Source organism: Limnohabitans sp. TEGF002 (genome assembly GCF_055395845.1).
Genome location: NZ_AP029224.1, coordinates 3,099,950 through 3,124,096 on the forward strand (window position 1 = coordinate 3,099,950; position 24,147 = coordinate 3,124,096).

A 24,147-nucleotide genomic window follows, 5' to 3' on the forward strand; every position below is an offset into this window, starting at 1 on the left:
GTTGCCGATGGCGTGAACCACCTTGCAACTGCAGCCCGCCGCTTGCGCAGCGGGCTGTTCACCGATCAGGACTGGCAATCCGCAGGGGTGCGGCGTGTCAGCTTTTTCTCACCAGCGTATTTTTCGGCCGAAGCTTTGACCAGCGGCTTGATGATTTGCTCATCAGCCTGCAACCAGTCGGAGGCCCAGACAAACTTGCTGCCATCCCAAGTGTGGACACGCGCCCAAGCTGAACCCATGTGGTCCGCGCAAGAGGTGGACACGGGACGCATCACGCCTTTGAAGCCCAAGGCATCCAACTTGGCCTGTGTCAAGTTGAGGTTTTCATAACCCCAACGTGCCTGCTCTGGGCTGACCCATTTGCCCTTGCCGTACTTCTCTTGTGCTTGGCGCACACCTTCAACGGCCAACATGGCACCAACCACGCCGCGCATGTAGAGCACTTCACCCACTTCTGCCTTGGGGCCTGTGCCTTGTCCCTTGTTGTGGACTTTGGCCAAGATTTCCTTGACCACATCAGACTGAGGTTCAGCGCCATGCTGCATCATGACGGCGTTGTAGCCTTTGGCGGCAGCACCGATGTCCTTGAGGTCTGGTTCAGCACCCGACCACCAAGTGCCAAACATCTTTTCGCGGGGGTAACCGGTGGCCACAGCCTCCTTGATGGAAGTGGCGGTCATCACGCCCCATGTTTGCAACATCACGTAGTCAGGGCGTTGCTGGCGGATTTGGAGCCAGATGGCTTTTTGCTCCACACCGGGCGCGGGAATAGGCAACAACTGCAGGGTAAAGCCATGCGTAGCGGCACGCTCTTGCACGATGGGCAGCAACTCCTTGCCAAATGGACTGTCGTGGTAACCCACGGCAATTTTTTTGCCTTTGAGTTTGTCCCAACCACCGGCTTGCTTGGCAATGTGCTGCAAGAGCACGTCACCGGCGACCCAGTAGTGACCAATCAAGGGGAAGTTCCACTTGAAAACGCCACCGTCTGCCGAGTCACTGCGACCGTAGCCCGATGTGATCATGGGGATCTTGTCACCTGGGATTTTTTCGGTCAACGCAAATGTGATGCCCGTGGACAGGGGTTGGAACACGGTGGCACCACCGTGCTTGCCCTTGAGGCGTTCGTAGCACTCAACACCGCGGTCCGTGGCGTAAGCAGTTTCACACTCTTCCACCAAGGTTTGCACACCGTTGATGCCACCGCGCAGGTTCACCAATTTCATGTAGTCGGCGTAACCATTGGCAAATGGTGTAGCGTTGGGAGCTACCGGCCCGGTGCGACCCGTCAAACTGGGGAAAAACTGGACCTTGGCTTGCGCCATCACGGCTGTGCTTGTCACCACGGCAGACAAACCTGCACAGGCCAAAGTGGCCAGCAAAGCTAACTTTTTGAGTTTCATCGAACTGTCTCCTTCAATCGTGTTAAAAAAATCAATGCGCCCATCATTTGAACAGTGAATATGTGCCAAGCTGACTGCAAACAGTTGGCTTGCACACACCCTCACTGCTCAGTGCGGGAAGGGCCACAACCGCAACTTCTGTTTGGTAATGCTCCACAGCTTGGCTAAACCGTGGGGTTCTGCAATCAAGAACCAGACAATCAACGCACCAAAGATCATGTACTCGGCATGAGAGACCGCTGCGGTGGAAATCTCCACCCCAATCACAGCCCCTACAGCTGGCAAAAACTGGTTCAGGAAAATCGGCAGGATCACAATGAAAGCCGCACCAAAAAAGCTGCCCATGATGGAGCCCATGCCACCGATGATGACCATGAACAACAGCTGAAAGGATCGGTCAATCGAGAAAGCCGCTGGCTCCCACGAACCCAGGTGCACAAAGCCCCACAACCCGCCGGCCACACCCACGATGAATGAGCTCACGGCAAAAGCACTGAGCTTGGCGTAAACCGGCCGAATGCCGATCACCGCAGCGGCCACGTCCATGTCCCGGATCGCCATCCATTCGCGACCAATGGCCGAGCGGACCAGGTTTTTGGCCAACAAACCAAAGACAACCAAGAAAGCCAGACAGAACAGGTATTTTTCAACGGGCGTATCGACCACCCAGCCCATGACTTGCAAGTCGGATACGGCCACCGAACCGGACGAACTGTTGTTCGTGAACCAATTGATCCGGCTGAAAGCCCAGTCACAGAAAAATTGAGCTGCCAGTGTGGCCACCGCCAAATACAGGCCCTTGACGCGCAAGCTGGGAATACCGAAAAAGATACCTACCACCGTGGCAAAAAAGCCCCCAGCCAGCAGGGCCACAATCAGGGGCATGCCTTCAATACGAACATAGGTGTTGTAGGCCATGTAAGCCCCCACAGCCATGAATGCGCCAGAACCCAATGAAATCTGACCGCAATAACCGACCAGAATGTTCACCCCCAAAGCGGCCAAAGACAGAATAAGGAAGGGCACCAAGATGGCGCGAAACATGTACTCATCGGCCAAGAAGGGCACACCGATGAAAGCGAAAGCGATGAGCGCCAAAATGGCCCAGCGGTCTTGCGCAATCGCAAAAATTTGCTGGTCGCTGCGGTAAGAGGTCTTGTACTGACCGTTTTCTCTGTAAAACATGTTTTTCTCTCCTCACACGCGGTCGATGATTTTTTCGCCGAACAGGCCTTGCGGACGGAACAGCAAGAACACCAGCGCCAGCACATAAGCAAACCAGATCTCGATGCCACCGCCCACATAGGGTCCGAGGTACACCTCGGACAACTTCTCACCCACACCGATGATCAGGCCACCAATGATGGCGCCAGGCACCGAGGTCAGGCCACCCAAAATGATGACGGGCAAGGCACGCAAAGCCACCGTGGTCAGCGAAAACTGCACACCCAACTTAGAGCCCCAGATGATGCCGGCCACCAAGGCGGTGATACCGGCAACAAACCAGACGATCACCCAAATGCGATTGAGAGGAATACCGATCGACTGCGCCGCTTGGTGGTCGTCGGCCACAGCACGTAAGGCACGGCCAGTGCTGGTTTTTTGGAAGAACAGCGACAAAACCACCACCAGCAAAGCTGCAATGCATGCGGCATAAACGTCTTCCAGGCTGATCAAAACCCCGCCATCAAAAACGGACTGGAAAAGAAAGACGGGTTCTTTCGGCATGCCGACATCAATTTGATAAATGGCGCTGCCAAAGATGGTCTGACCCAAGCCGTCCAGGAAATAGGTGATGCCCAACGTGGCCATCAGCAAAGTCACGCCTTCCTGGTTGACCAAGTGGCGCAACACCAAGCGCTCGATCAGCCAAGCCAAGGCAAACATCACGACAGCCGACAACGCAAAGGCGATCAGGTTGCCCAAGAACTTGTCTTCGATGCCCAGCCAGCCGGGAATCCATTCGGAAAAACGCGCCATCGCCAAGGCCGCAAACAACACCATCGCGCCTTGCGCGAAGTTGAACACGCCCGAGGCCTTGAAAATGAGCACAAAGCCCAAGGCCACCAGCGCATAGAGCATGCCCGCCATGAGGCCACCAAAAAGAGCTTCCAGGAAAAATGCCATGTCTTGTTCTCCTCAGTGGCTGGTGCCCAAATAGGCACTGATCACTTCTTCGTTGTTGCGCACTTCTTCGGGAGTCCCGTCGCCGATTTTTTTGCCGTAGTCCAGCACCACCACACGGTCAGAAATGTCCATCACCACACCCATGTCGTGTTCGATCAACACGATGGTGGTGCCGAACTCGTCGTTCACATCCAGAATGAAGCGGCACATGTCCTGCTTTTCTTCCATGTTCATGCCCGCCATGGGTTCGTCGAGCAAGAGCACCTTGGGCTCCATGGCCAGGGCACGGCCCAAGTCGACGCGCTTTTGCAGACCATAAGGCAGCTGGCCTACGGGTGTTTTGCGAAAGGCCTGGATCTCCAGAAAGTCGATGATGTGCTCGACAAATTCGCGGTGCTCTTCTTCCTCACGCTGGGCGGGACCAATGCGCAAGGCTTGCATGAACAAGTTGCTCTTGATGTGCAAGTTGCGGCCGGTCATGATGTTGTCGATCACGCTCATGCCCTTGAACAAAGCCAAGTTTTGGAAGGTGCGGGCAATGCCCATCTCCGCCACTTGGCGGCTGTTCATGTGGTCAAACTTTTGGCCACGGAAGGTGATGCTGCCCTCTTGCGGGGTGTAAACCCCGTTGATGCAGTTGAGCATCGAGCTTTTGCCTGCACCGTTGGGGCCAATGATGGCGCGCACTTCGTGCTCGCGCACGTTGAACGAGATATCGGTCAGCGCCTTCACGCCGCCGAAGCGCAAACTGATGTTGTTGACGTCCAGAATGACGTCGCCGATTTTTTTGGTCATGCTGCTGCCTTCACGGGTGTGAATGTTTTGGCGTCGGAAATCTTGAGCGTGGCACTCACGCTGCCGGTGCGGCCGTCTTCAAACTTGACCACCGTCTCAATGAACTGCTCGGCTTTGCCCCCATACAGGCCATCCACCAAGGGTTTGTATTTGTCGGCGATGAACCCACGGCGGACCTTGTTGGTTCGAGTGAGTTCGCCATCGTCGGCATCCAACTCTTTGTGCAGGACCAAAAAGCGCGAAACTTGGCTGCCCGCCAGCAAGGCGTCCTCGGCCAGATCGGCGTTGACCTTTTCCACGCACTCCTGGATGAGCTGGTACACCTCGGGCTTTTGGGCCAGGTCGGTGTAACCCGCGTAAGACAGGTTACGGCGCTCGGCCCAGTTGCCCACGGCATCAAAGTCGATGTTGAGCATGACGCAGACTTTTTCGCGCTGGTCACCGTAAGCCACCACCTCTTTGATGAAAGGGAAAAACTTGAGTTTGTTCTCGACGTATTTGGGTGCAAACATGGCGCCGTCGTTGGCACCGCCTTGGATGCGGCCCACGTCTTTGACGCGGTCGATGATCTTCAAGTGGCCGTGGCTGTCGATGAAGCCCGCATCGCTGGTGTGGTACCAACCGTCGGCTGTCAGCACTTCGTCGGTGGCCTTCTGGTTTTTGTAGTAACCCTTGAGCAAACCAGGCGACTTGACCAAAATTTCGCCGTTGTCGGCCACCTTGATCTCCACACCTTTGCACGGCACGCCCACCGTGTCAGCGCGTGCTTCGTTGTCGGGTTGCAGGCACACGAACACGGCCGTTTCGGTCGAGCCATACAGCTGCTTGATGTTCACGCCGATCGAGCGGAAGAAGGTGAACAGATCGGGGCCAATCGCCTCGCCAGCGGTGTAGGCCACGCGCACGCGGCTGAAGCCCATGTTGTTGCGCAAAGGGCCGTAGACCATGAGGTTGCCCAAGCCATACACCAAGCGGTCCATCAGGCCGACCGACTGACCGTCCATCAAGGCGGGGCCCACTTTTTTGGCCACCCCCATGAAGTGGTGGAAGAGCTTGCGCTTGAATGCCCCCGCGTCTTCCATGCGGATCATCACGCTGGTCAGCATGCCTTCGAACACACGGGGTGGCGCAAAGTAATAAGTGGGGCCAATTTCCTTCAAGTCGATGGTCACGGTGGCCGCCGACTCGGGACAGTTGACCACGTAGCCACACACCAGCCACTGCGCGTAACTGAAGATGTTTTGGCCGATCCAGGCGGGCGGCATGTAGGCCAGCACGTCTTCGGCGCTGGTCAGCTTGTCGAATTCGGCACCGGCATCGGCGCGGTCAATCAAGGAGCTGTGGGTGTGCACCACACCCTTGGGGTTGCCCGTAGTGCCGGACGTGAAGAACATGGCCGCCACATCGGTGTGGGCCGCTTTTTCAACTTCCTCGCTGAAAAACTGCGGATGCTGCTGGGCAAACACGCCACCGGCTGCGATCAGTTCTTCGAGCGAGCCCAAGCCGTCTTCGGTGTACTTGCGCAGACCACGTGGGTCGTCGTAGTAAATGTGGGTCAGCTGCGGGCATTGCTCGCGCACTTCCAGCATCTTGTCGACCTGTTCCTGGTCTTCCACCACACAAAACCGCACTTCGGCGTTGGTGATGGGGAACACGCATTCGGCAGCGGCGGCATCTTGGTAAAGCGGCACCGGAATCGCACCCAGCGACTGCGCGGCCAACATGGTGGCGTACAGGCGCGGACGGTTAGAGCCCACCACGATCAGGTGCTCGCCGCGCTGCAGGCCTGCCTGGTGCAAGCCACAGGCGACAGACTGGACCAGGCTGGCCAAATCCGACCAGCTGGTGGTTTGCCAAATGCCATATTCTTTCTCGCGCAGTGCGGGCGCTGTGGGGCGCTCGGCAGCGTGCTTGAGCATCAAACGGGGAAACGTTGTTTGCATGACCTGACCTGTCTCAAAAAAACGGCGCATTGAATGCAATGCGACTGAACTTGAAGCGGATCGTAGGCAGTCATTTGACGCCAAGTTGTCGTTTGGACGACAATTCAGGGAAGACCCCTAGCCCAACTGACCGTCAGCTGACACTCAAACAAACGCCATGGCCAAAGAAAACAGTGTTTACCAGCGCCGCCGCGCACCGACAGAAGCCGAACTCAAAGAGATCCCTTGGCTGCACCTGCTGAGCACGCAAGAGCAACTGGAGATCGTGCCGCAACTGGTGGTCAGCGACCCACAGGTCGGCGACTATGTATGCCGCATCGGTCGACCCGTGACTTTCTGGTTTGGCGTGATTTCCGGGCTGCTCAAAATGAGCAGTGACAGCGAAAGCGGTCAGAGCATCACCTTCACCGGGGTGCCGCCCGGCGGCTGGTTCGGAGAAGGAACAGCACTGAAACGCGAGGTTTATCGTTACAACATTCAGCCATTGCGTCCCAGCGTGGTGGCAGGCCTGCCGCTGGAAACTTTTCACTGGTTGATCGACCACTCATTGGGTTTTAACCGCTTCATCATGCAGCAACTCAACGAGCGGCTGGGCCAGTTCATCGCGGCCCGAGAACTCGACCGCATGAACAACCCCGAGCTGCGTTTGGCCCGGCACCTGGCCACCTTGTTCAACCCCGTGCTGTTTTCTGGTGTGGGCGAAGTGCTGCGCATCACGCAGCAAGAGCTGGCCTACTTGGTAGGTTTGTCGCGACAACGCGTGAACGAAGCACTGAAAGTCTTGGAAGCGCGCCAGCTGATTCGCATCGAATACGGCGGGCTGCGCATCCTGGATTTGCAAGGGCTGCGCACTGCGCAGTTTTGAGTTGAAAAGAGGGACAATTGGCCTCCGGCCGATTCGGCCCATTTCCGCCCCTCTTCATACCGCACATGACACAGCCCCCCGCATTCAAACGCGCCCCTCGACCCGAAGGCAAAGGCGAAACGGCCGCGCCCAGCGGCACCTCGCGCCTGAACAAACGCATGGCCGAGCTGCGCATGTGCTCGCGCCGCGAAGCCGACGCCTGGATCGAGCAAGGCTGGGTGATGGTCAACGGCCTGCCCGCCAGCATGGGCCAGCAGGTCACGCTGTCGGACCGCATCACCATCGACAAAGCTGCCGAGCAACAGCAAGACCGGCAAGTGACTATTCTTTTGCACAAGCCCATGGGCTATGTGAGCGGCCAGGCCGAAGACGGGCACGAACCTGCCATCACCCTCATCAACCCGCGCAGCCACTGGGGCGGTGACCCGTCCAAGCTGCGCTTCACCCCGCCCCACCTGCGCGGCTTGGCCCCGGCCGGACGTCTGGACATCGACTCCACCGGTTTGTTGGTGCTGACGCAAGACGGCCGCGTGGCGCGTCAGCTGATCGGCGAAGACTCGGAGATGGAAAAAGAGTATTTGGTACGCGTGGCCTACACCGGCCACGAAAACACCGCCGCCGCCACTGCCGCCTCCGCCACTTATGGCGGCAAAGCCAACCAGCTCACCGCCATTGGCGACTTCGACCGCGTGAGCGCCAACGTGCAATCCGTCTTCCCCAAAGCGCTGCTCGAGCGCCTGCGCCATGGCCTGAGCCTGGACGGCAAACCCCTCAAGCCTGCCAAAGTGGACTGGCAAAACCCCGAACAGCTGCGCTTTGTGCTGACCGAAGGCAAGAAGCGCCAGATCCGGCGTATGTGTGAACAAGTCGGTCTGAAAGTCGTGGGCCTCAAGCGAATCCGCATGGGCGGCGTGCAATTGGGGCAAATGCCTGCAGGAACGTGGCGGTATTTGGGGCCGAACGAGTCTTTTTGACCTCTTGAAATTCACCCACAACGCCCCAAGCTGTGGGGCGTTCTTGTTTTCTGATCTTTTTAACTGTTGAACCGCTATGAGCAAACAAACCCATGCCTTTCAGGCCGAAGTCGCACAACTGCTGCACTTGGTCACGCATTCGCTGTACTCCAACCAAGAGATCTTTTTGCGCGAGCTGATCTCCAACGCCTCGGACGCCTGCGACAAACTGCGCTTTGAAGCGCTCAACAACAACGGCCTGTACGAAGATGCGCCCGAATTGCAAGTGCGCCTGTCGTTTGACAAAGCCGCCAAGACGCTCACCATCACCGACAACGGCATCGGCATGACGGCGCAAGAAGCCATTGACCACCTGGGCACCATCGCCAAGAGCGGCACCAAGGACTTCATGAGCAAGCTGAGCGGCGACCAGAAGTCGGACGCGCAGCTGATTGGCCAGTTCGGTGTGGGCTTTTACTCGGGCTTCATCGTCGCTGAAAAAATCACCGTCGAAACCCGCCGTGCGGGCGCAGCAGCGGCCGAAGGCGTGCGCTGGATCAGCGGTGGCACCGGCGACTTTGAGGTCGAGACCATCACCCGCGCCGAACGCGGTACCAGCGTGATCTTGCACCTGCGCGAAGAAGCGCTGGAGTACGCCAACACCTGGAAGCTCAAGGAAATCGTCGGCAAATACTCCGACCACATCAGCCTGCCCATCCTGATGGAAAAGGAAGAGTGGCAAGACGGCGAACTGATCGACCCGAGCAACGAAGAAGCCGGCCGCAAACCTGGCGGTATGGTCAAGACCGGCGAATGGGAAACCATCAACAAAGCCAGCGCCTTGTGGACCCGCCCCAAAAAAGACATCACCGACGAGCAGTACGCCGACTTCTACAAACAGATCAGCCGCGACTTTGAAGCCCCGCTGACCTGGACGCACAACCGCGTGGAAGGCAGCACCGAATACACCCAGCTGCTCTACATCCCGAGCAAAGCCCCACAAGACCTGTGGAACCGCGACAAGAAGGCGGGCATCAAGCTGTATGTGAAGCGCGTGTTCATCATGGACGAAGCCGAAGCACTGATGCCCAGCTACCTGCGCTTTGTGAAAGGCGTGGTGGACTCGGCCGACCTGCCCCTGAACGTGAGCCGCGAACTGCTGCAAGAAAGCCGCGATGTCAAAGCCATACGCGAAGGTTGCACGAAACGTGTGTTGTCGATGCTGGAAGACCTGGCCAAACACGACAAAGAACCAGAAGCCCAAGAAGGCGTCACAGACGTTCTGAGTGACGAAGACAAAGCCAAGCTGGGCCAGTACTCCAAGTTCTACGCCGAGTTCGGCGCGGTGCTCAAAGAAGGCTTGGGCGAAGACTTTGGCAACAAAGACCGTCTGTCCAAGCTGCTGCGTTTTGCATCCACCACCAGCGACACCGTGAGCGTCAGCTTTGCCGACTACAAAGCCCGCATGAAAGAAGGCCAGGACGCCATCTACTACATCACCGCCGACACCCTGGCCGCCGCCAAGAACAGTCCACAACTCGAAGTCTTCAAGAAAAAAGGCATCGAAGTCCTGCTGATGACCGACCGCGTGGACGAGTGGGCACTGAACTTTGTGCACGAGTTTGACGGCACACCGCTGCAAAGCGTGGCCAAGGGCGCGTTTGACCTGGGCAAGCTGCAAGACGAAGAAGAAAAGAAAGCCGCCGAAGACGCGGCCGAAACCTTCAAACCCGTGCTGGCCAAACTCAAAGAAGCGCTCAAAGACAAAGCCGAAGATGTGCGCGTGACCAGCCGCCTGGTGGACAGCCCTGCCTGCCTGGTGGTGACCGACGACGGCATGAGCATGCAACTGGCCCGCATGCTCAAGCAAGCCGGGCAACAAGCCCCTGAAGTCAAGCCCGTGCTCGAAGTCAACCCCGAGCACGCGCTGGTCAAAAAGCTCGATGGCTCGGTGCACTTCCACGACCTGGCCCACATCCTGTTCGACCAAGCCCTGCTGGCCGAAGGCGGCTTGCCCGCAGACCCTGCGGCTTATGTGAAGCGGGTGAATGCCTTGCTGAGCTGATCGCACCCTGTCATCCCGGACCTGTTCCGGGATACATGCAGCACAGTGTCTTAACCAAGACAGAGAAGATGGACCCCGGGTCAGGCCCGGGGTGACATATCAACAGCCCTGGCTGAAACTTCAACAGACTTGGCAGACACTTCAGCAGCCCCCAGTGGCACATCAACAGTGCTGGGTGACATCTCAAGGGTGCCAGCCAATCATCCAAGACCAGTAACCCACAAGACAACACCACCACCCACTCATCGGCTAAATTGCCCCGATGAACACCACACCTGCAGACCCGTCCCTCATTGATTCACGCCAAGCGGCTTGGCGTTTGCTGGCCACGCTGGGGCTGGTGGTGCTGGGCAATAGCAGCATGTACATCGTCTCGGTGGTGCTGCCTGCGGTGCAAACCGAGTTTGGCGTGGGCCGCGCCGATGCCTCACTGCCCTACACCTTGATGATGATTTGCCTAGGCCTGGGCGGCCTGCTCACAGGCCGCTTGGCCGACCGCCATGGCCTGACGCCGGTGCTCTGGGTAGGCGCTTTGGCCGTGTGTGGTGGCTTCATCTGGGCCGGGATGTCAGGCAGCATCTGGGCCTTTGGTCTGGCGCACGGCTTGATGGGCCTGATTGGCAGTTCATCGACCTTTGCGCCACTGATGGCCGACACCGCTCTGTGGTGGAATCGACGTCGCGGCATTGCGGTGGCCATTTGCGCCAGCGGCAATTACATCGCGGGCACCATTTGGCCGCCCATTGTTCAACACTGCGTGGAGACGGTGGGCTGGCGGCAGACCTACATCATGCTGGGTGTCTTTTGCGGCGTAGGCATGTTTTTGCTGGCCATGTTGATGCGCCAGCGCCCGCCGCTGGTGACCCTAGCACCGGCCAACGCCAGTGCCACCCCCGTCAACCGCAGCCGCCCCTTTGGCCTGAAACCAGCACATGCCCAAAGCCTGCTGTTCGTGGCGGGTGTGGCCTGCTGTGTGGCCATGTCCATGCCGCAAGTGCACATCGTGGCGTATTGCTCTGACTTGGGTTTTGGCGCGGCACGCGGGGCCGAGATGCTTTCCCTCATGCTGGCCTGCGGCATCGTGAGCCGGCTGGTGTTTGGCGTGATCAGCGACCGCATTGGCGGCATACGCACTTTGTTGTTGGGCTCGTTTTTGCAAGGCGTGGCGCTGCTGATGTTTTTGCCCTTTGACGGCATGATACCGCTGTACATCGTCTCGGCCATGTTCGGGCTGTTTCAGGGCGGCATCGTGCCCGCCTACGCCATCATCATCCGCGAACACTTCGACCCCAAAGAAGCCGGTGCCCGCGTGGGATCGGTGATCATGGCCACCTTGCTCGGCATGGCGCTGGGCGGCTGGATGTCGGGCTGGGTATTTGACCTGACAGGCAGTTACCACGCAGCTTTTTTGAATGGCATCGCGTGGAACCTGCTGAACCTGTGCATTGCCAGCTGGTTGTTCATGCGGGTGCGGCGGGCCGAACGCATCAACACACACTGAGCATGCAGGCGCAGTTTCAGGCTGCGCTCACATGCACTTTCTTCAACGATCAACCCACCCGTACGCCGCTGGCGCGGCCAAACAAATGCGATGATTCGGCCGACCATTGCAGATGCACGGCATCGCCCACTTGCGCTTGCAACACGCCCGGCACGCGGGCCGTCAGTTTGCCCGCAGCTGTGTCCACGGTGGCATAGGTTTCGGGGCCGGTGGGCTCGATCATGCTGAGCGTGCCAGGCAGGCCTTGCGCCGCAAAGCTGATGCTCTCAGGGCGCAAGCCATAAACCAGCTCGACGCTGCCGTGGGCGTGCAGGGCGGCGCGTTGAATGTCGGTGAGGGGCAGTTCGACACCGTGCGCCGTCAGGGCCTGGCCTGATCGCTGGGCATCCACCATGTTCATGGCGGGTGAGCCGATGAACTCTGCCACAAAGCGGTTGGCCGGGTGGTTGTAAATCTGCGCGGGCGTGCCGAATTGTTGTACCAGGCCATCTTTCATCACCGCGATGCGGTCGCCCAAGGTCATGGCTTCGACCTGGTCGTGCGTCACATACACCGTGGTGGTTTTGGTGCGCTGGTGCAGCAGCTTGATCTCGGCGCGCATTTCCACGCGCAGCTTGGCGTCCAGGTTGGACAGCGGCTCGTCAAACAAAAACAGCTTGGGGTCACGCGCCAAAGCACGGCCCATGGCCACGCGCTGACGCTGACCACCCGACAACTGGCCCGGCTTGCGGTCCAGCAGGTGGCCGATTTGCAGCATGGCCGACACACGGTCCACAGCGGCCTTGCGCTCGGCCTTGGGTACCTTGCGGATCTCTAGGCCAAAGGCGATGTTTTGCGCCACGGTCATGTTGGGGTAAAGCGCGTAGCTCTGGAACACCATGGCGATGTCGCGGTCCTTGCTGGGCAAGTTGGTCACCTCGCGCTCACCGATGTGGATGCTGCCACTGGTAGGGTGGTCCAGACCCGCGATCATCGACAGCAGCGTCGATTTACCGCAGCCGGATGGACCGACCAAAATCAAAAATTCACCGGCATCGATCTCCAGATCAATGCCCTTAAGAATGTGGACCGTCTCGTTGTAGGTCTTGTGGATGTTGCGAATGGCGAGTGCGCCCATGATGTTTTCCCTTTAACCCTTGACCGCACCAGCCGTCAGGCCGCGCACAAAATATTTACCGGCCACCACGTACACAAACAGGGTGGGCAATGCCGCAATGAGCGCGGCGGCCATGTCCACGTTGTATTCCTTGACGGCGCTCGAGGTGTTGGCCAGGTTGTTCAGACCCACGGTGATCGGCTTGCTGTCAGCACCCGAGAACACCACGCCGTACAAAAAGTCGTTCCAGATGTTGGTGAACTGCCAGATCAGCGTGACCACCAAAATCGGGAGCGACAGCGGCAACACAATGCGCCGGAAAATCATCCAAAATCCCGCGCCATCCAGTTGCGCGGCTTTGATCAACTCGTCTGGCAAGCCGATGTAGTAATTGCGGAAAAACAACGTGGTGGACGGGATGCCCGCCACGACGTGCACCAACATCAAGCCCCAGATGGAGCTGGCCACGCCGAGCCAGCCCAGCACCTGGCTCATGGGCAAAAGCACCACTTGCATGGGCATGAATACGCCAAAGAGCATGAAGGCAAACAGGGTCTCGCTGCCACGGAACTTCCACTTGCTCAAAACGTAACCATTGAGCGAGCCGATCAAGGTCGAAACCAGCACCGCGGGCACGACCATGACCATCGAGTTCCAGAAGAAGGGCTTAAGACCTTCGCACTGCACCCCGGTACAAGCGCTGCCCCAGGCCTTGAACCAAGCGTCCAACGTGGGCGCGGTGGGCAAGCTCAATAAATTGCCTGTGCGCAGTTGTTCGGCATCTTTGAGCGAGGTGGTCAGCATCACATACAGCGGCACCAAAAACCAGGCCGCGAACAGCAGCAATATGGTCCACAGAACGAGGCGATGAAAATTCAAGCGGTTCATCGTTTGCTCCGCAATTCAGAATAAAGGTAGGGCACCACGATCGCCGCCACGGTGGCCAGCATCACGGTGGCACTGGCAGCGCCCACGCCAATCTGGCCACGGGTGAAGGCGGTGGCGTACATGAAGGTGGCTGGCAGGTCAGTGGCATAACCTGGTCCGCCAGCCGTGAGCGCCATGACCAAGTCAAAGCTCTTGATGGCCAAGTGCGAGACCACCAACAAGGTGCTGAAAAACACCGGGCCCAAGCTGGGCAAAATGATGCGCCAGTAGATGCGTGGCAAGCTCGCACCGTCGACTTGTGCGGCTTTGATGATCGAGTCGTCGATGCCGCGCAGCGCTGCCAAAAACAGCGCCATGACAAAGCCCGCGCTTTGCCACACGCCCGCAATCACCACGCAATAAATCGCCATGTCTTGCTGAACAAGCCAGTCAAAACTGAAGCTCTCAAAGCCCCAGCTGCGCATCAAGTGCTCCAGCCCAAGACCTGGGTTCAGCATCCACTTCCATGCGGTGCCGGTGACGATGAAGGAGATCGCCATGGGATAGAGGTAAATGGTGCGCAAGACGCCTTCACCACGTACCTTCTGGTCGAGAAGTATGGCCAACAGCACCCCCAGCACCATGGCCCCGCCAATGAACAACAGGCCAAACACCGCCATGTTGCGCATGGCCACCTGAAAGCGATCGCTGTCCATCAAGCTGACGTAATGCTGCAGGCCCACAAAGTCGTAATTGGGCAACAGTCGCGAGGCGGACACGGATAAATAGCCGTTCCAGGCCATCAGACCATAGATGAAAAGCAGCGACAGCACAAAGCTGGGCGCAATGACCAGCTTGGGCAGCCACGAGGCTTGCTGGGGAGATGATGCAGACATGGGTGATCCAATCGAGACCGGCTCGGGCTGCAAGCTCGTGACCTGCAGCCCGGCGGCTAAAGAAACAACAAGCCCGAGAGGCTTGTGCGAGCCGACCGCATGGCCGACTCAAAGACTCACTTGACCTTGGCGGCCGAAGCGATCTTGGCTTGAGCGTCTTTGGTGCTCATCTTGTCGTCGTTCCAGAACTGGCTGACCGCGTCCTGGATCGCACCCGATGTGGCCGAGCCAATGGCCATGCCGTGCGCCACAGAGGGCACCAAACCCCCGCTCTTGGCGGTGGACACGAAGTCGTTGGAGCTGAGCTTGGCGCAGTCATCAAACTTGGCCAGGTTCATGTTCAGGCGCACAGGGATCGAACCCTTGTTCAGGTTGAACACTTCCTGGAAGTCGGTGGACATGATGGCCGAGGCCAGGTCTTTCTGAGCCTTGGTGTTGTCATCGTTTTTCAGCTTGAACATGGCAAACGAGTCCACGTTGAAGGTGAAGGACTTGGCGGTGCCAGGGGCTGCCACGCAAGAGAAATCAGCGCCGGGCTTTTTGCCAGCGGCGACGAATTCGCCCTTGGCCCAGTCACCCATCAGCTGCATTCCAGCTTCGCCCTTGATGACCATGGCGGTCGCCAAGTTCCAGTCGCGGCCAGGGGCGTTTTTGTCGGTGTAGGTCTTGACCTTCTTGAAGGTGTCGAGCACCTTGGTCATGGTGGCGCCAGTCAAAGTGGCTTGGTCCAGTTGCACCAAGGCCTTTTTGTAGAAGTCGGCACCGCCAACGCCCAGGGCCACGCTTTCAAACGTGGTGAAGTCTTGCCAGTTTTGGCCACCGTGGGCCACGGGGATGATGCCGGCCTTTTTCAGGGCTTCAGCAGCGACAAAGAACTCGTCCCAGTTGGTCGGCACTTTGGCACCAGCCTTTTTGAACGCGGCATTGCTGGCCCACAGCCAGTTCACACGGTGCACGTTCACGGGCGCGGCGATGTAGTTGCCCTTGTATTTCATGACGTTGGCGACCACGGGGGGCAGCAGGCTGTCCCACTTCTCAGCCTTGGCCACATCGTCGATGTTGGCCAACACGCCTTCACCGGCCCACTCTTGCAAAGCGGGACCCTTGATCTGAGCCGCCGCTGGGGCATTGCCCGAGACCACGCGCGACTTGAGCACGGTCATGGCGTTGTCACCGCCGCCGCCGGCCACGGCGAAATCTTTCCAGGTGTGACCTTTGCCTTGCAAAGTGGCCTTCAGGGCTGCGGCGGATTTGGCTTCGCCGCCGCTGGTCCAGTAGTGCAGCACTTCGACTTCACCGGCATGGGCCGCCACGGCCAAGACAGCGGCTGTGGCCAAAATCGAGCGCTGGAACATTTTTAAGCTTTTCAAGAGAGTCTCCCAGTTGGGGCACACAAGGCCCAGTGTTGATGTGCGAGGGGGCGGATCGGCCTGGTTTGATCCTCGACGAGCGAATATTAATATCCCATTAATTTATTAACACTAGGTTAAACCCTGAGCCCCATTTCTGGGCCAACCGGCCCATTAGTTGAACAATCCATTAAGCTTGCCGCCATGAAATTGCTGCTCGCCGAAGACGATGCCATGCTGGCCGACGCCCTGCAAACCCAGCTGGGCCGTGCCGGTTTTGAGGTGGAACATGCCCCCAACGGGGCCGTGGCCGATTATTTGTTGCACAAGCACGTGTTCGATATCGCGGTGCTCGACATTGGCTTGCCCATGCTGGACGGCTTGGCCGTGTTGCAGCATGTACGCCAAACCCAGGCCAGCTTGCCCGTGGTCTTGCTCACAGCCCGCGATGCACTGGACGACCGGGTAGCGGGCCTGCAGGCGGGGGCCGACGATTACGTGACCAAGCCCTTTGACTTCCCGGAACTGTTGGCCCGCCTGCAAGCCCTGCTGCGGCGCACCCAACCGGCCAACACCACGACATTGGCTGGGGCGCTGACCTTAGACAAAGCCACGCGCCGCGCCCTCTTGGGCGGGGAGCCACTGGAGCTGAGCGGCCGCGAATGGACGCTGCTGGAATTGCTGGTGCAGCAACGTGACCAAGTAGTCACAAAAGAGCACATCCACCAAGCTTGGACCGACGACAGTGGTGAGAGCGCGGGCGGTAACTCAATCGAGGTGTACATACACCGTCTGCGGCGCAAGCTCGAAGGCGCGCGTCTTGGCATTCGCACCGTGCGCGGCTTAGGCTATTTGCTCGAAACCGAAGCTTGATTTGCCGATGAACAGCCCAGCACTGCCCACAGGCCAAGCAGGCGTCTCACTGGCGCGGCAACTCTTGCTGTGGGTTTTACTGCCCCAGTTGGTTTTGTGGATGGCGGGCGGCGTAGCCACCTATAAGTTTGCTGCCAGCTATGCCAACCAAGCCATTGATGCCAGCTTGCTGCAGGCCAGCCGCTCCTTGGCACGCCAGCTCAAACCCATTGGCAACGGCTTGCTGATTGACTTTCCCAAAGCAGCGCAAGACGTGCTGGAAGCCGACCCTAAGGACCGTTTGCTCTACATGGTCAGTTCGCCGCCAGGTCAATTCATTTTGGGCAACCAAGCGCTACCTTCACCGCCTTTGCGCGCTGGCCAAGTCAAAGACGACCACACCCGATCACCCTACCCGCTGGACACGCCTTATTTTTACGACGGCAGCCTTGCGGCCAACCCGACCACGCTGGCACCCGACCAAGCCTTGCGCGTGGTGGCCCTTTACCTGAGTTTTGGCGATGACCAAGCCAAGCCGCAAACCATGCTGGTGCAAGTGGCCCGCAGCAGTGCCAACCGCGAAGAACTAGCGCAACGCATCTTGGTGGACATGCTGCTGCCCATGTCAAGCCTGGTACTGTTGATGACGCTGATCGTATGGCTGGGCATCCGTGCGGGCCTTTCACCACTGGCGCGCTTGCGCCAACAGGTGGAAGGCCGCGCCCCCACCGACTTGGCCCCCTTGCAACTGGCCTCTGCACCACGCGAGCTTTGGTCACTGGCCATGGCCATCAACACGCTGCTGTCGGCGGTGCAAAACACGGTGGCCACGCAAAAGCGTTTCATTGGCGACGCCGCGCACCAGCTTCGCACCCCTTTGGCAGGCCTCAAAAGCCAAACCGAAATCGCCCTCCAACTGACCAACGACCCCGAGCTGCACGCCCGCTTGCAGCGGGTGCACGACAGCGCCACGCGCAGTGCCCACCTCGTCAACCAGCTGCTCACGCTGGCGCGGGCCGAGCCTGAATCGGTGATGGCGCAAGACCGCCAACGCTTTGACCTGCTGCGCATGGCCAACAAACTGACGGCCGAATGGGTGCCGCGTGCGCTGCGTGCCAAGATCGATTTGGGCATGGACGAAACAGCCAACGATCCGGTATGGGTGCAAGGCAATGAGCTGCTGATACGGGAAGCCCTGACCAACCTGATCGACAACGCGCTCCACTATGCGGGCACGGGCAGTCAGATCACCGTGCGCGTGAGCGCCGACATGACCATCGCCCAGCCACGGGCGTTGATACAAGTCTCTGACACCGGACCAGGCCTGCCCCCACAAGACCGCGAGCGCGTGTTCGAACGCTTTGTGCGTGCCACCGACACGGGCAACGGCTGCGGCTTAGGGCTTGCCATTGTCAAAGAAATTGCTGAGCGCCACGCAGGGCGGGTCACCTTGACCGAAGCCCAGCCCCAAGGCCTGTGCGTGCGCATTGAACTGCCTTTGTCCAACCGCCCTTGATGACCATGAACACCTTGCACATCGCCACCCCTCGCCTGCTGGGCGACATTGGTGGTACCAACGCCCGCTTTGCCTTGGTGCACGGCGACGGCATGCCCATCGCAAACGAAATCACTTTGCCCACGGGGCAATTTGCCGACTTGGCCGGGGCCGTCCAAACCTATCTGGCACGCGTGGGCCAGCCTGCGGTGCAACACGCCTGCATTGCCATTGCCAACCCCATCGACGGCGATGTGCTGAAGATGACCAACAACCACTGGCAGTTCTCCATCGAGGCTACACGCCAAGCGCTGGGCCTGGAGCAATTGCTGATGCTCAACGACTGGGAAGCCATGGCCATGGCCGCACCCGCACTGCAAGGCCGCGATTTGGAACAGATCGGCTCGGGCGAGCCCGTGCCCGATGCGCCCAAAGGCCTGATCGGCCCCGGCACCGGGCTGGGCGTGTCATCGCTCGTGCGCTCGCGCCGTGGCGACTGGGTGCCCATTGCAGGCGAAGGCGGCCATGTGAGCCTGTCGCCCACCTGCGCGCGCGAAGCTGACATCTTGCGCATCCTGTGGCGCACCTATCCGCACGTCTCTGCCGAGCGCGCCATCTCGGGCATGGGGCTGGAAAATTTGTACCGAGCCATTTGCGAACTCAACGGCACCGATGCCGAACCCCTGGCCGCCGCGCAAGTGACCGAACGTGCGCTGGCCACCCAGGATGTGGCTTGCGAAGAAGCGCTGGAACGCATGTGCCGCCTGCTGGGCAACGCCGCTGCCAACCTGGCCGTGACGCTTGGCGCACGCGGTGGCATTTACATCGGTGGCGGTGTGATCGGACGCTTGGGTGACTACTTTGCGCAGTCGGGTTTTCGGGCTGCGTTTGAAGCCAAAGGCCGCTTTGAACACTATATGAAGCGCATCCCCACCTATGTGATCCGCGCCGAGCAACCTGCGTTGATCGGTTGCGCCATGGGCTTGGGCGTGATGCCTGCGCAGCGCTGACCTCACACCACCAGCGCTGCCTCCTGCATCTGCTCGACCTGTTCTTGCAGCATCAACACCTGGCCACGCCAGTAGTCGGGCGTGCCAAACCACGGGAAGTTGACCGGGAAGATCGGGTCTTCCCAGCGCCGCGCCAGCCAGGCGCTGTAGTGAATCAAACGCAAGGTGCGCAGTGGCTCGATCAAGCGCAACTCGGCGCGGTCAAAATCGCGCACCTGTTCATAGCCATCCATCAGCGCTGAAAGATGTTGCGTGCGCTGCGCACGGTCGCCCGACAACAGCATCCACAGGTCTTGCACGGCGGGGCCCATTCGCGCGTCGTCCAAATCCACAAAGTGCGGGCCACCGCCGGGCAGCTCGGTGGGCGTCCACAAAATGTTGCCGGGGTGGCAGTCGCCATGCAGGCGAATCAGCCGGCGGTCTGCAGCGCCTTGGGCAAAAGCTTCCTGGATCAAAGCCAGCGCAGGCACCAAGGCATCGCGCCATTCGCGCTCAACCTCCAGTGGAATCATCTGGTGGGTTTGCAACCACTGGGCAGGTTCAAGCGCGAAGGTCTGCACGTCGAGCCTGGGACGGTGTGCAAAGGGCTTGGCCGCGCCCACGGTGTGGATACGGGCCAAAAAGCGGCCAATCCATTCCAGCACCTCAAAGTCATCAAGCTCAGGCGTGCGGCCACCGCGCAAGGGACTGACCGAAAAATCGAACCCGGCGCTGCTGTGCAAGGTCTGCCCGTTCAAGCGCATGGGGGGTACCACTGGCACCTCGGCCGCCAACAACTCGGCGGCAAAGTCGTGCTCTTCCTGAATTTGTTCGCGGCTCCATCGCCCAGGCCGGTAAAACTTGAGCACCACCGCCGAGCTGCCTTGCACCGGCTCATCCAGGTGCGCACGGTAGACGCGGTTTTCGTAAGAGCTGAGCGCCAGCAAACGGCCATCGGGCCACAGGCCCAGATCCTGCAAGGCGTCCATCACCCGGTCGGGGGTGAGTTCGGCATAAGGGTGGCGCTTGTCGGGGGTATCGGTCATGCACCGATTGTGGCGCAGCGCAAGCTGGCGTCAGCGCCAGGGGCTGAGCACTCAGTCGCTTTGGTGGAAAATCACAGGATGCGACAACCTCCCAAACGCCTTAACCGCCTGATTCGACAGGGCCTTGTGTATTCACTCTTGTTGGCCTTGGCCATCCTGGGGCTTGGCGGTGTGGGGTTTTGGGTCATCGACCCGGGCATCGACACCTTGTCCGATGGCCTTTGGCTGGCTTTCACCACCGCAGCCACTGTGGGCTTTGGCGATGTGGTGCCCTCCACCCACGCCTCACGCGCTTTTTCGGTGGTTGTGGTGCTGCTGGGGCTGGCTGTGCTGTCGCTGGTGACCGCTTCGCTGTCGGCCATCTTTGTAGAAAAAGAAGTCGAAGACGAAGAGCGCCAGATTGAAAAAGACCTGATGCGGGAAATCAGGCACCTGCGACAGGATGTGGCCGATCTGCGGCGCGAGCTTCAGGCGCGGGCTGAGCCGCCTGAAACCAAACCCTGAGACAAAACCCTGACGCGTAGCCGTCAGGTGCATCGCGTCATTGCCCGGTGAAGCGGGCTGCGCGTTTTTCGACAAAAGAGCGCACGCCCTCTGCCGCATCATCGCTGCGCGACAGGCGCTGCTGCACAGGCAGAAAATCTTGCATCGCCACAGCCGGGCCGTGCTCCACGGCTTTGAGCACGTTCTGACGCGTGGCCACCACCGCCAACGGTGCTTGCGCGGCGATCAACTCGGCAATGCGCATGGCCTCGGCCAGTAGACCCGCCGCAGGCACCACCTTTTGCACAAAGTTAAGGCGCAGCGCTTCGGCGCTGTCGAACACATCGGCCGTAAGCAAATGCAAAAGCGCATTGCCCATGCCCGCCCGCTCTGCCATGCGCAGCGTGGCCCCGCCCGTGGCCATGATGCCGCGCTGCACCTCCAACTGTGAAAACCGGCAGTCGTCGGCTGCGACCACGATGTCGGCGGCCAGCATCAGCTCGATGCCCAGTGTGTAAGTGATGCCCTGCACCGCCACCACCATGGGTTTGGTGCGTCGGCGATACCCGTCCATGCCCAGGTTCAGCGGGTCCACCAAGCCCAGCGGCACGGCCTTTTCGCCGCGCTGCATGAGGGGTGCGATGGTGGGCAGATCCAGCCCGGCGGTGAAATGGTCGCCCGTGGCGCACAACACACCCACGCGCAGCGCAGAGTCATCGTCGAGCCGGGTGTAGGCCTCGCCCAGCTCGCGGAACATCTTGGGCGTGAATCCGTTCCGCTTAGCAGGGCGGTTGATGCAAATCTGAAGGACTGCACCGTGCACGGTGCAGTCAATCTGGCCTTCGGGGTGGGGGATGGTTTGCATCTCAGTACTTGTAAACGCCCTGACCTGTCTTGCGGCCCAAGCGGCCTGCAGCCACCATTTCCTTCAGCAGCGGGCTGGGGCGGTATTTGCTGTCGCCAAATTCCTTGAGGTAAACCTCCATGACAGCCAAGCACACATCGAGGCCGATCATGTCGGCCAGCGCCAACGGGCCAATGGGTTGGTTGCAGCCAAGCTTCATGCCCGCGTCAATCGCCTCGGCTTCGGCCAGGCCTTCGCCGAGCACAAAGAAGGCTTCGTTGATCATGGGCACCAAGATGCGGTTGACCACAAAGCCGGGAGCGTTCTTCACGGTGATGGGCGTCTTGCCCAAGGCCAGCGCCATGTCATGCACCGCGTCGTGCGTGGCGTCGCTGGTCTGCAGGCCACGGATGATTTCGACCAGCGCCATCATGGGCACGGGGTTGAAGAAGTGCATGCCGATGAAGCGGTCAGCACGCTGCGTGGCAGCGGCCAGCTGGGTGATCGAAATCGAAGAAGTGTTGGACGCGATGATCACGTTGGGGGCCAGCATGCCGTCGAGCTGCTTCAGGATCTTGACCTTGAGTTCGTGGTTTTCGGTGGCGGCTTCGATGACCAGCTGGGCGCCCTTGAGGTCGTCGTAATTGCTGGAGCCTTGGATGCGCGCCAACGCTGCGGCCTTGTCGGCTTCGCTGATTTTTTCTTTCTTGACCAGACGGTCCAGACTGCCCGCCACGGTAGCCACGCCTTTGGCCACGGCCGCGTCAGAAATGTCCACCATCACGACGTTGATGCCAGAGACGGCACACGCCTGTGCAATGCCATTGCCCATGGTGCCTGCGCCAATGATGCCTACGGTTTGGATGCTCATGTTCTTTCTTTCAAAACGGGGTAAAGATCAGAATAAAGGGGTTCAGCAGACATCTTAACGGGGCCGAAACTCGCCACCCTGACACTGCGCCCACAAACTGGCAGGCGTTGCTGTTTCCTGAGACTTTTGCATCGCGCAGCGCGGTCATCGACGATGGCATCCGCACTGACCCTAGCCCTTTGTACTCAACTGAAGCCTGCTCGAAGCCATGAGCGCCGGCTTCGCCATGAAGAGACCGGACAACTGGTGGACTTCTTTGACCCGGCGACGCTGGCACGGCAGGTGATTGCGCTGTGTGACGACCCGGCTGAACGGGCCAGGCTGGGGGCGCAGGCGCGGGCATTTGCGGTAGAGAACTACGATTTGGAGACACGGTGTTTACCGGGCCAAATCAATTGGGTCTACTCGATTTGATGACTGCTAAGCAACACCGCTTTCAACGTCTTGATGTCTGACATGTGCTTTTCTGAATTATCCGGCTGCGCAACACATGCAATTTCTTTCAGTCGAATAAGATTTCGAATGGAGACAACAGGAACAACCTCTCCTGCGACACGGCATGTTCCTGCACGCATTGAAATTTCTTCGTACTTTGGCCACTCCGCTGGCGGGGTTAGTAGATCTGCATAGTGGACCGATTTCAATACGAGTAGGCGATGTGGCCCATCCAATCTCGATGAAACAATGCCCCACTGACTTAGTATTTTTTCAAGTTTGTCTGCATTCAAAGGATTAGGGTCAATCAATAGATCCATATCTTGTGCTTGACGGCTCGGGCAATACCAACTGACAGCAAGGCCACCAACAAGCAAATAGCTTATGCAGTGCGCATTCAACTGCTTTAGCAATTCAATGTTTTGACCAAATGTATAAAGCTGTCGATCCTCTCTCATGTTCACTCAACTCCTGAACCGCTTCCTCGTCAACGCCAACGCAATCCAGAACGACACCACCGCAAACAGCGCCAGCACCAGCACATGGCGCAGCGGTTGGTCTGGCCAGCGGTCCAAAAACAAGGGCCGCACCAAGTCCACCGCCACCGACAGCGGGAGCCAGTCGGCGATCACGCGCACAAAGGCGGGCAGTTGATCACGCGGGAAAAAGATGCCAGAGAGGAACATCATGGGCGTGAGGAACAGGGTGAAATAGTAGGTGAAGAAGTCGTAGCCTTTGGCCAGGGCGTTGAAGATCAGCGCCATGCAGCTGAAGGTGATGCCCACGCCCAGCAGCACCGGCCAAGCGACCAACAGCTTCCAGCTGTGGCTGATGCCCAAGGCCATCATCACACCCAGAATGGCCGTCACGGTGAACAGCGCTTTGAAAGCGGCCCAGAGCATTTCGGCCAGCACCACATCGTCCAATCGCACCGGGGCGTTCATGATGCCGTCCCAGGTTTTTTGCACATGCATGCGCGAGAACGCAGAGTACAAGGCCTCAAAGGTGGCCGCGTTCATGGCACTCATGCAGATGCTGCCGCTGGCCAAGAACAGGATGTAGGGCACCTTCTCGCCACCCAGCTCAATTTGCCCAACGAGCGAACCCAAGCCGTAGCCAAAGGCCACCAGCCACATGAGCGGCTCGGCGATGTTGCCCACCAAGCTGGGGATGGCCAGCTTTTTCCAGACCAGCCAGTTTCGCTGAAACACAGGCCACCAGCGCATGGACAGGCGGGGGGCGGCCCAGATGTTGTTTTGAATTTGGCTCATG

At 59.2% G+C, this 24,147-nt stretch carries 24 protein-coding genes; 10 read left to right on the top strand and 14 right to left on the bottom strand.

Annotated elements, in window-relative coordinates; genetic code table 11:
• Window positions 1-65 precede the first annotated feature (65 nt).
• The 5 genes from ACZ5SR_RS15520 to ACZ5SR_RS15540 all read right to left on the bottom strand — a co-directional run bounded on the left by ACZ5SR_RS15520 (window position 66) and on the right by ACZ5SR_RS15540 (window position 6,268).
• Window positions 66-1,403 carry an ABC transporter substrate-binding protein gene (locus ACZ5SR_RS15520; protein ID WP_464449505.1) on the bottom strand — a complete coding sequence of 446 codons (1,338 nt, stop codon included), beginning with the start codon at window positions 1,401-1,403 and terminating at the stop codon, window positions 66-68.
• A gap of 108 nt (window positions 1,404-1,511) precedes the next feature.
• The gene (locus tag ACZ5SR_RS15525; protein WP_464449506.1) at window positions 1,512-2,588 is read right to left on the bottom strand and encodes a branched-chain amino acid ABC transporter permease; all 1,077 of its coding nucleotides are present in this window, start codon (window positions 2,586-2,588) and stop codon (window positions 1,512-1,514) included.
• A 12-nt stretch (window positions 2,589-2,600) separates the two neighbouring features.
• Window positions 2,601-3,530, bottom strand: coding sequence for a branched-chain amino acid ABC transporter permease (locus ACZ5SR_RS15530; protein WP_464449507.1), 930 nt, complete (start codon window positions 3,528-3,530; stop codon window positions 2,601-2,603).
• A 12-nt stretch (window positions 3,531-3,542) separates the two neighbouring features.
• Window positions 3,543-4,325 (bottom strand): ABC transporter ATP-binding protein, encoded by a 783-nt coding sequence (locus ACZ5SR_RS15535; protein ID WP_464449508.1) that lies wholly within the window; start codon window positions 4,323-4,325, stop codon window positions 3,543-3,545.
• On the bottom strand, window positions 4,322-6,268 hold the full coding sequence (locus ACZ5SR_RS15540; RefSeq protein ID WP_464449509.1) for an AMP-dependent synthetase/ligase: 1,947 nt from the start codon (window positions 6,266-6,268) through the stop codon (window positions 4,322-4,324). Before ACZ5SR_RS15540 ends, ACZ5SR_RS15535 begins: the two co-directional genes overlap by 4 nt.
• A 157-nt stretch (window positions 6,269-6,425) precedes the next feature.
• Here ACZ5SR_RS15540 and ACZ5SR_RS15545 point away from each other — a divergent pair, with 157 nt between their 5' ends.
• From ACZ5SR_RS15545 to ACZ5SR_RS15560, 4 genes are all read left to right on the top strand, one after another.
• Window positions 6,426-7,133 (top strand): Crp/Fnr family transcriptional regulator, encoded by a 708-nt coding sequence (locus ACZ5SR_RS15545; RefSeq protein ID WP_464449510.1) that lies wholly within the window; start codon window positions 6,426-6,428, stop codon window positions 7,131-7,133.
• A gap of 65 nt (window positions 7,134-7,198) precedes the next feature.
• On the top strand, window positions 7,199-8,107 hold the full coding sequence (locus ACZ5SR_RS15550) for a pseudouridine synthase (RefSeq protein WP_464449511.1): 909 nt from the start codon (window positions 7,199-7,201) through the stop codon (window positions 8,105-8,107).
• 76 nt (window positions 8,108-8,183) lie between these two features.
• On the top strand, window positions 8,184-10,151 hold the full coding sequence (gene htpG / locus ACZ5SR_RS15555; protein WP_464449512.1) for a molecular chaperone HtpG: 1,968 nt from the start codon (window positions 8,184-8,186) through the stop codon (window positions 10,149-10,151).
• 262 nt (window positions 10,152-10,413) lie between these two features.
• Window positions 10,414-11,652 carry an MFS transporter gene (locus tag ACZ5SR_RS15560; protein ID WP_464449513.1) on the top strand — a complete coding sequence of 413 codons (1,239 nt, stop codon included), beginning with the start codon at window positions 10,414-10,416 and terminating at the stop codon, window positions 11,650-11,652.
• Between the two features lie 49 nt (window positions 11,653-11,701).
• On the opposite strand, the gene ACZ5SR_RS15565 is transcribed toward ACZ5SR_RS15560, so the two are convergent.
• The 4 genes from ACZ5SR_RS15565 to ACZ5SR_RS15580 form a co-directional block, all read right to left on the bottom strand.
• A complete protein-coding gene (locus ACZ5SR_RS15565) occupies window positions 11,702-12,769 on the bottom strand; it encodes an ABC transporter ATP-binding protein (RefSeq protein WP_464449514.1) in 1,068 nt (355 codons plus the stop codon).
• 12 nt (window positions 12,770-12,781) lie between these two features.
• Window positions 12,782-13,636, bottom strand: a complete 855-nt coding sequence (locus ACZ5SR_RS15570) for a carbohydrate ABC transporter permease (protein WP_464449515.1) — start codon at window positions 13,634-13,636, stop codon at window positions 12,782-12,784.
• Window positions 13,633-14,511, bottom strand: a complete 879-nt coding sequence (locus ACZ5SR_RS15575; protein WP_464449516.1) for a carbohydrate ABC transporter permease — start codon at window positions 14,509-14,511, stop codon at window positions 13,633-13,635. Before ACZ5SR_RS15575 ends, ACZ5SR_RS15570 begins: the two co-directional genes overlap by 4 nt.
• A 116-nt stretch (window positions 14,512-14,627) precedes the next feature.
• Window positions 14,628-15,866, bottom strand: coding sequence for an ABC transporter substrate-binding protein (locus tag ACZ5SR_RS15580; protein WP_464451071.1), 1,239 nt, complete (start codon window positions 15,864-15,866; stop codon window positions 14,628-14,630).
• Window positions 15,867-16,064: 198 nt separating this feature from the next.
• On the opposite strand from ACZ5SR_RS15580, the gene ACZ5SR_RS15585 reads away from it, so the two are divergent.
• From ACZ5SR_RS15585 to ACZ5SR_RS15595, 3 genes are read left to right on the top strand one after another with little or no spacing between them, the layout of a single operon-like run.
• Window positions 16,065-16,733, top strand: coding sequence for a response regulator transcription factor (locus ACZ5SR_RS15585; RefSeq protein WP_464449517.1), 669 nt, complete (start codon window positions 16,065-16,067; stop codon window positions 16,731-16,733).
• 7 nt (window positions 16,734-16,740) lie between these two features.
• The gene (locus tag ACZ5SR_RS15590) at window positions 16,741-18,228 is read left to right on the top strand and encodes a sensor histidine kinase (protein ID WP_464449518.1); all 1,488 of its coding nucleotides are present in this window, start codon (window positions 16,741-16,743) and stop codon (window positions 18,226-18,228) included.
• Window positions 18,229-18,233: 5 nt separating this feature from the next.
• The gene (locus tag ACZ5SR_RS15595) at window positions 18,234-19,217 is read left to right on the top strand and encodes a glucokinase (RefSeq protein WP_464449519.1); all 984 of its coding nucleotides are present in this window, start codon (window positions 18,234-18,236) and stop codon (window positions 19,215-19,217) included.
• Window positions 19,218-19,219: 2 nt separating this feature from the next.
• On the opposite strand, the gene ACZ5SR_RS15600 is transcribed toward ACZ5SR_RS15595, so the two are convergent.
• Window positions 19,220-20,242: a serine/threonine protein kinase gene (locus tag ACZ5SR_RS15600; RefSeq protein ID WP_464449520.1), complete on the bottom strand. Its 1,023-nt coding sequence runs from the start codon at window positions 20,240-20,242 to the stop codon at window positions 19,220-19,222.
• 78 nt (window positions 20,243-20,320) lie between these two features.
• On the opposite strand from ACZ5SR_RS15600, the gene ACZ5SR_RS15605 reads away from it, so the two are divergent.
• Window positions 20,321-20,746 (top strand): potassium channel family protein, encoded by a 426-nt coding sequence (locus ACZ5SR_RS15605; protein ID WP_464449521.1) that lies wholly within the window; start codon window positions 20,321-20,323, stop codon window positions 20,744-20,746.
• 37 nt (window positions 20,747-20,783) lie between these two features.
• Here the strand turns inward: ACZ5SR_RS15605 and ACZ5SR_RS15610 are convergent, their stop codons facing one another.
• Together ACZ5SR_RS15610 and ACZ5SR_RS15615 are read right to left on the bottom strand one after the other, a co-directional pair.
• On the bottom strand, window positions 20,784-21,590 hold the full coding sequence (locus ACZ5SR_RS15610) for a crotonase/enoyl-CoA hydratase family protein (RefSeq protein WP_464449522.1): 807 nt from the start codon (window positions 21,588-21,590) through the stop codon (window positions 20,784-20,786).
• A gap of 1 nt (window position 21,591) precedes the next feature.
• Window positions 21,592-22,440, bottom strand: coding sequence for a 3-hydroxybutyryl-CoA dehydrogenase (locus tag ACZ5SR_RS15615; protein ID WP_464449523.1), 849 nt, complete (start codon window positions 22,438-22,440; stop codon window positions 21,592-21,594).
• Between the two features lie 32 nt (window positions 22,441-22,472).
• Between ACZ5SR_RS15615 and ACZ5SR_RS15620 the strand changes: the two genes are divergently transcribed.
• Together ACZ5SR_RS15620 and ACZ5SR_RS15625 are read left to right on the top strand one after the other, a co-directional pair.
• Window positions 22,473-22,652 carry a hypothetical protein gene (locus ACZ5SR_RS15620; protein ID WP_464451072.1) on the top strand — a complete coding sequence of 60 codons (180 nt, stop codon included), beginning with the start codon at window positions 22,473-22,475 and terminating at the stop codon, window positions 22,650-22,652.
• Window positions 22,594-22,854, top strand: coding sequence for a hypothetical protein (locus ACZ5SR_RS15625; protein ID WP_464449524.1), 261 nt, complete (start codon window positions 22,594-22,596; stop codon window positions 22,852-22,854). The genes ACZ5SR_RS15620 and ACZ5SR_RS15625 overlap by 59 nt, the downstream gene beginning before the upstream one ends.
• Here ACZ5SR_RS15625 and ACZ5SR_RS15630 read toward each other — a convergent pair.
• Window positions 22,842-23,333 carry a hypothetical protein gene (locus ACZ5SR_RS15630; RefSeq protein WP_464449525.1) on the bottom strand — a complete coding sequence of 164 codons (492 nt, stop codon included), beginning with the start codon at window positions 23,331-23,333 and terminating at the stop codon, window positions 22,842-22,844. The genes ACZ5SR_RS15625 and ACZ5SR_RS15630 overlap by 13 nt on opposite strands.
• A 6-nt stretch (window positions 23,334-23,339) precedes the next feature.
• Complete coding sequence (locus ACZ5SR_RS15635) at window positions 23,340-24,146, bottom strand: ABC transporter permease (RefSeq protein ID WP_464449526.1); 807 nt, start codon at window positions 24,144-24,146, stop codon at window positions 23,340-23,342.
• Between the last annotated feature and the right edge of the window lies 1 nt (window position 24,147).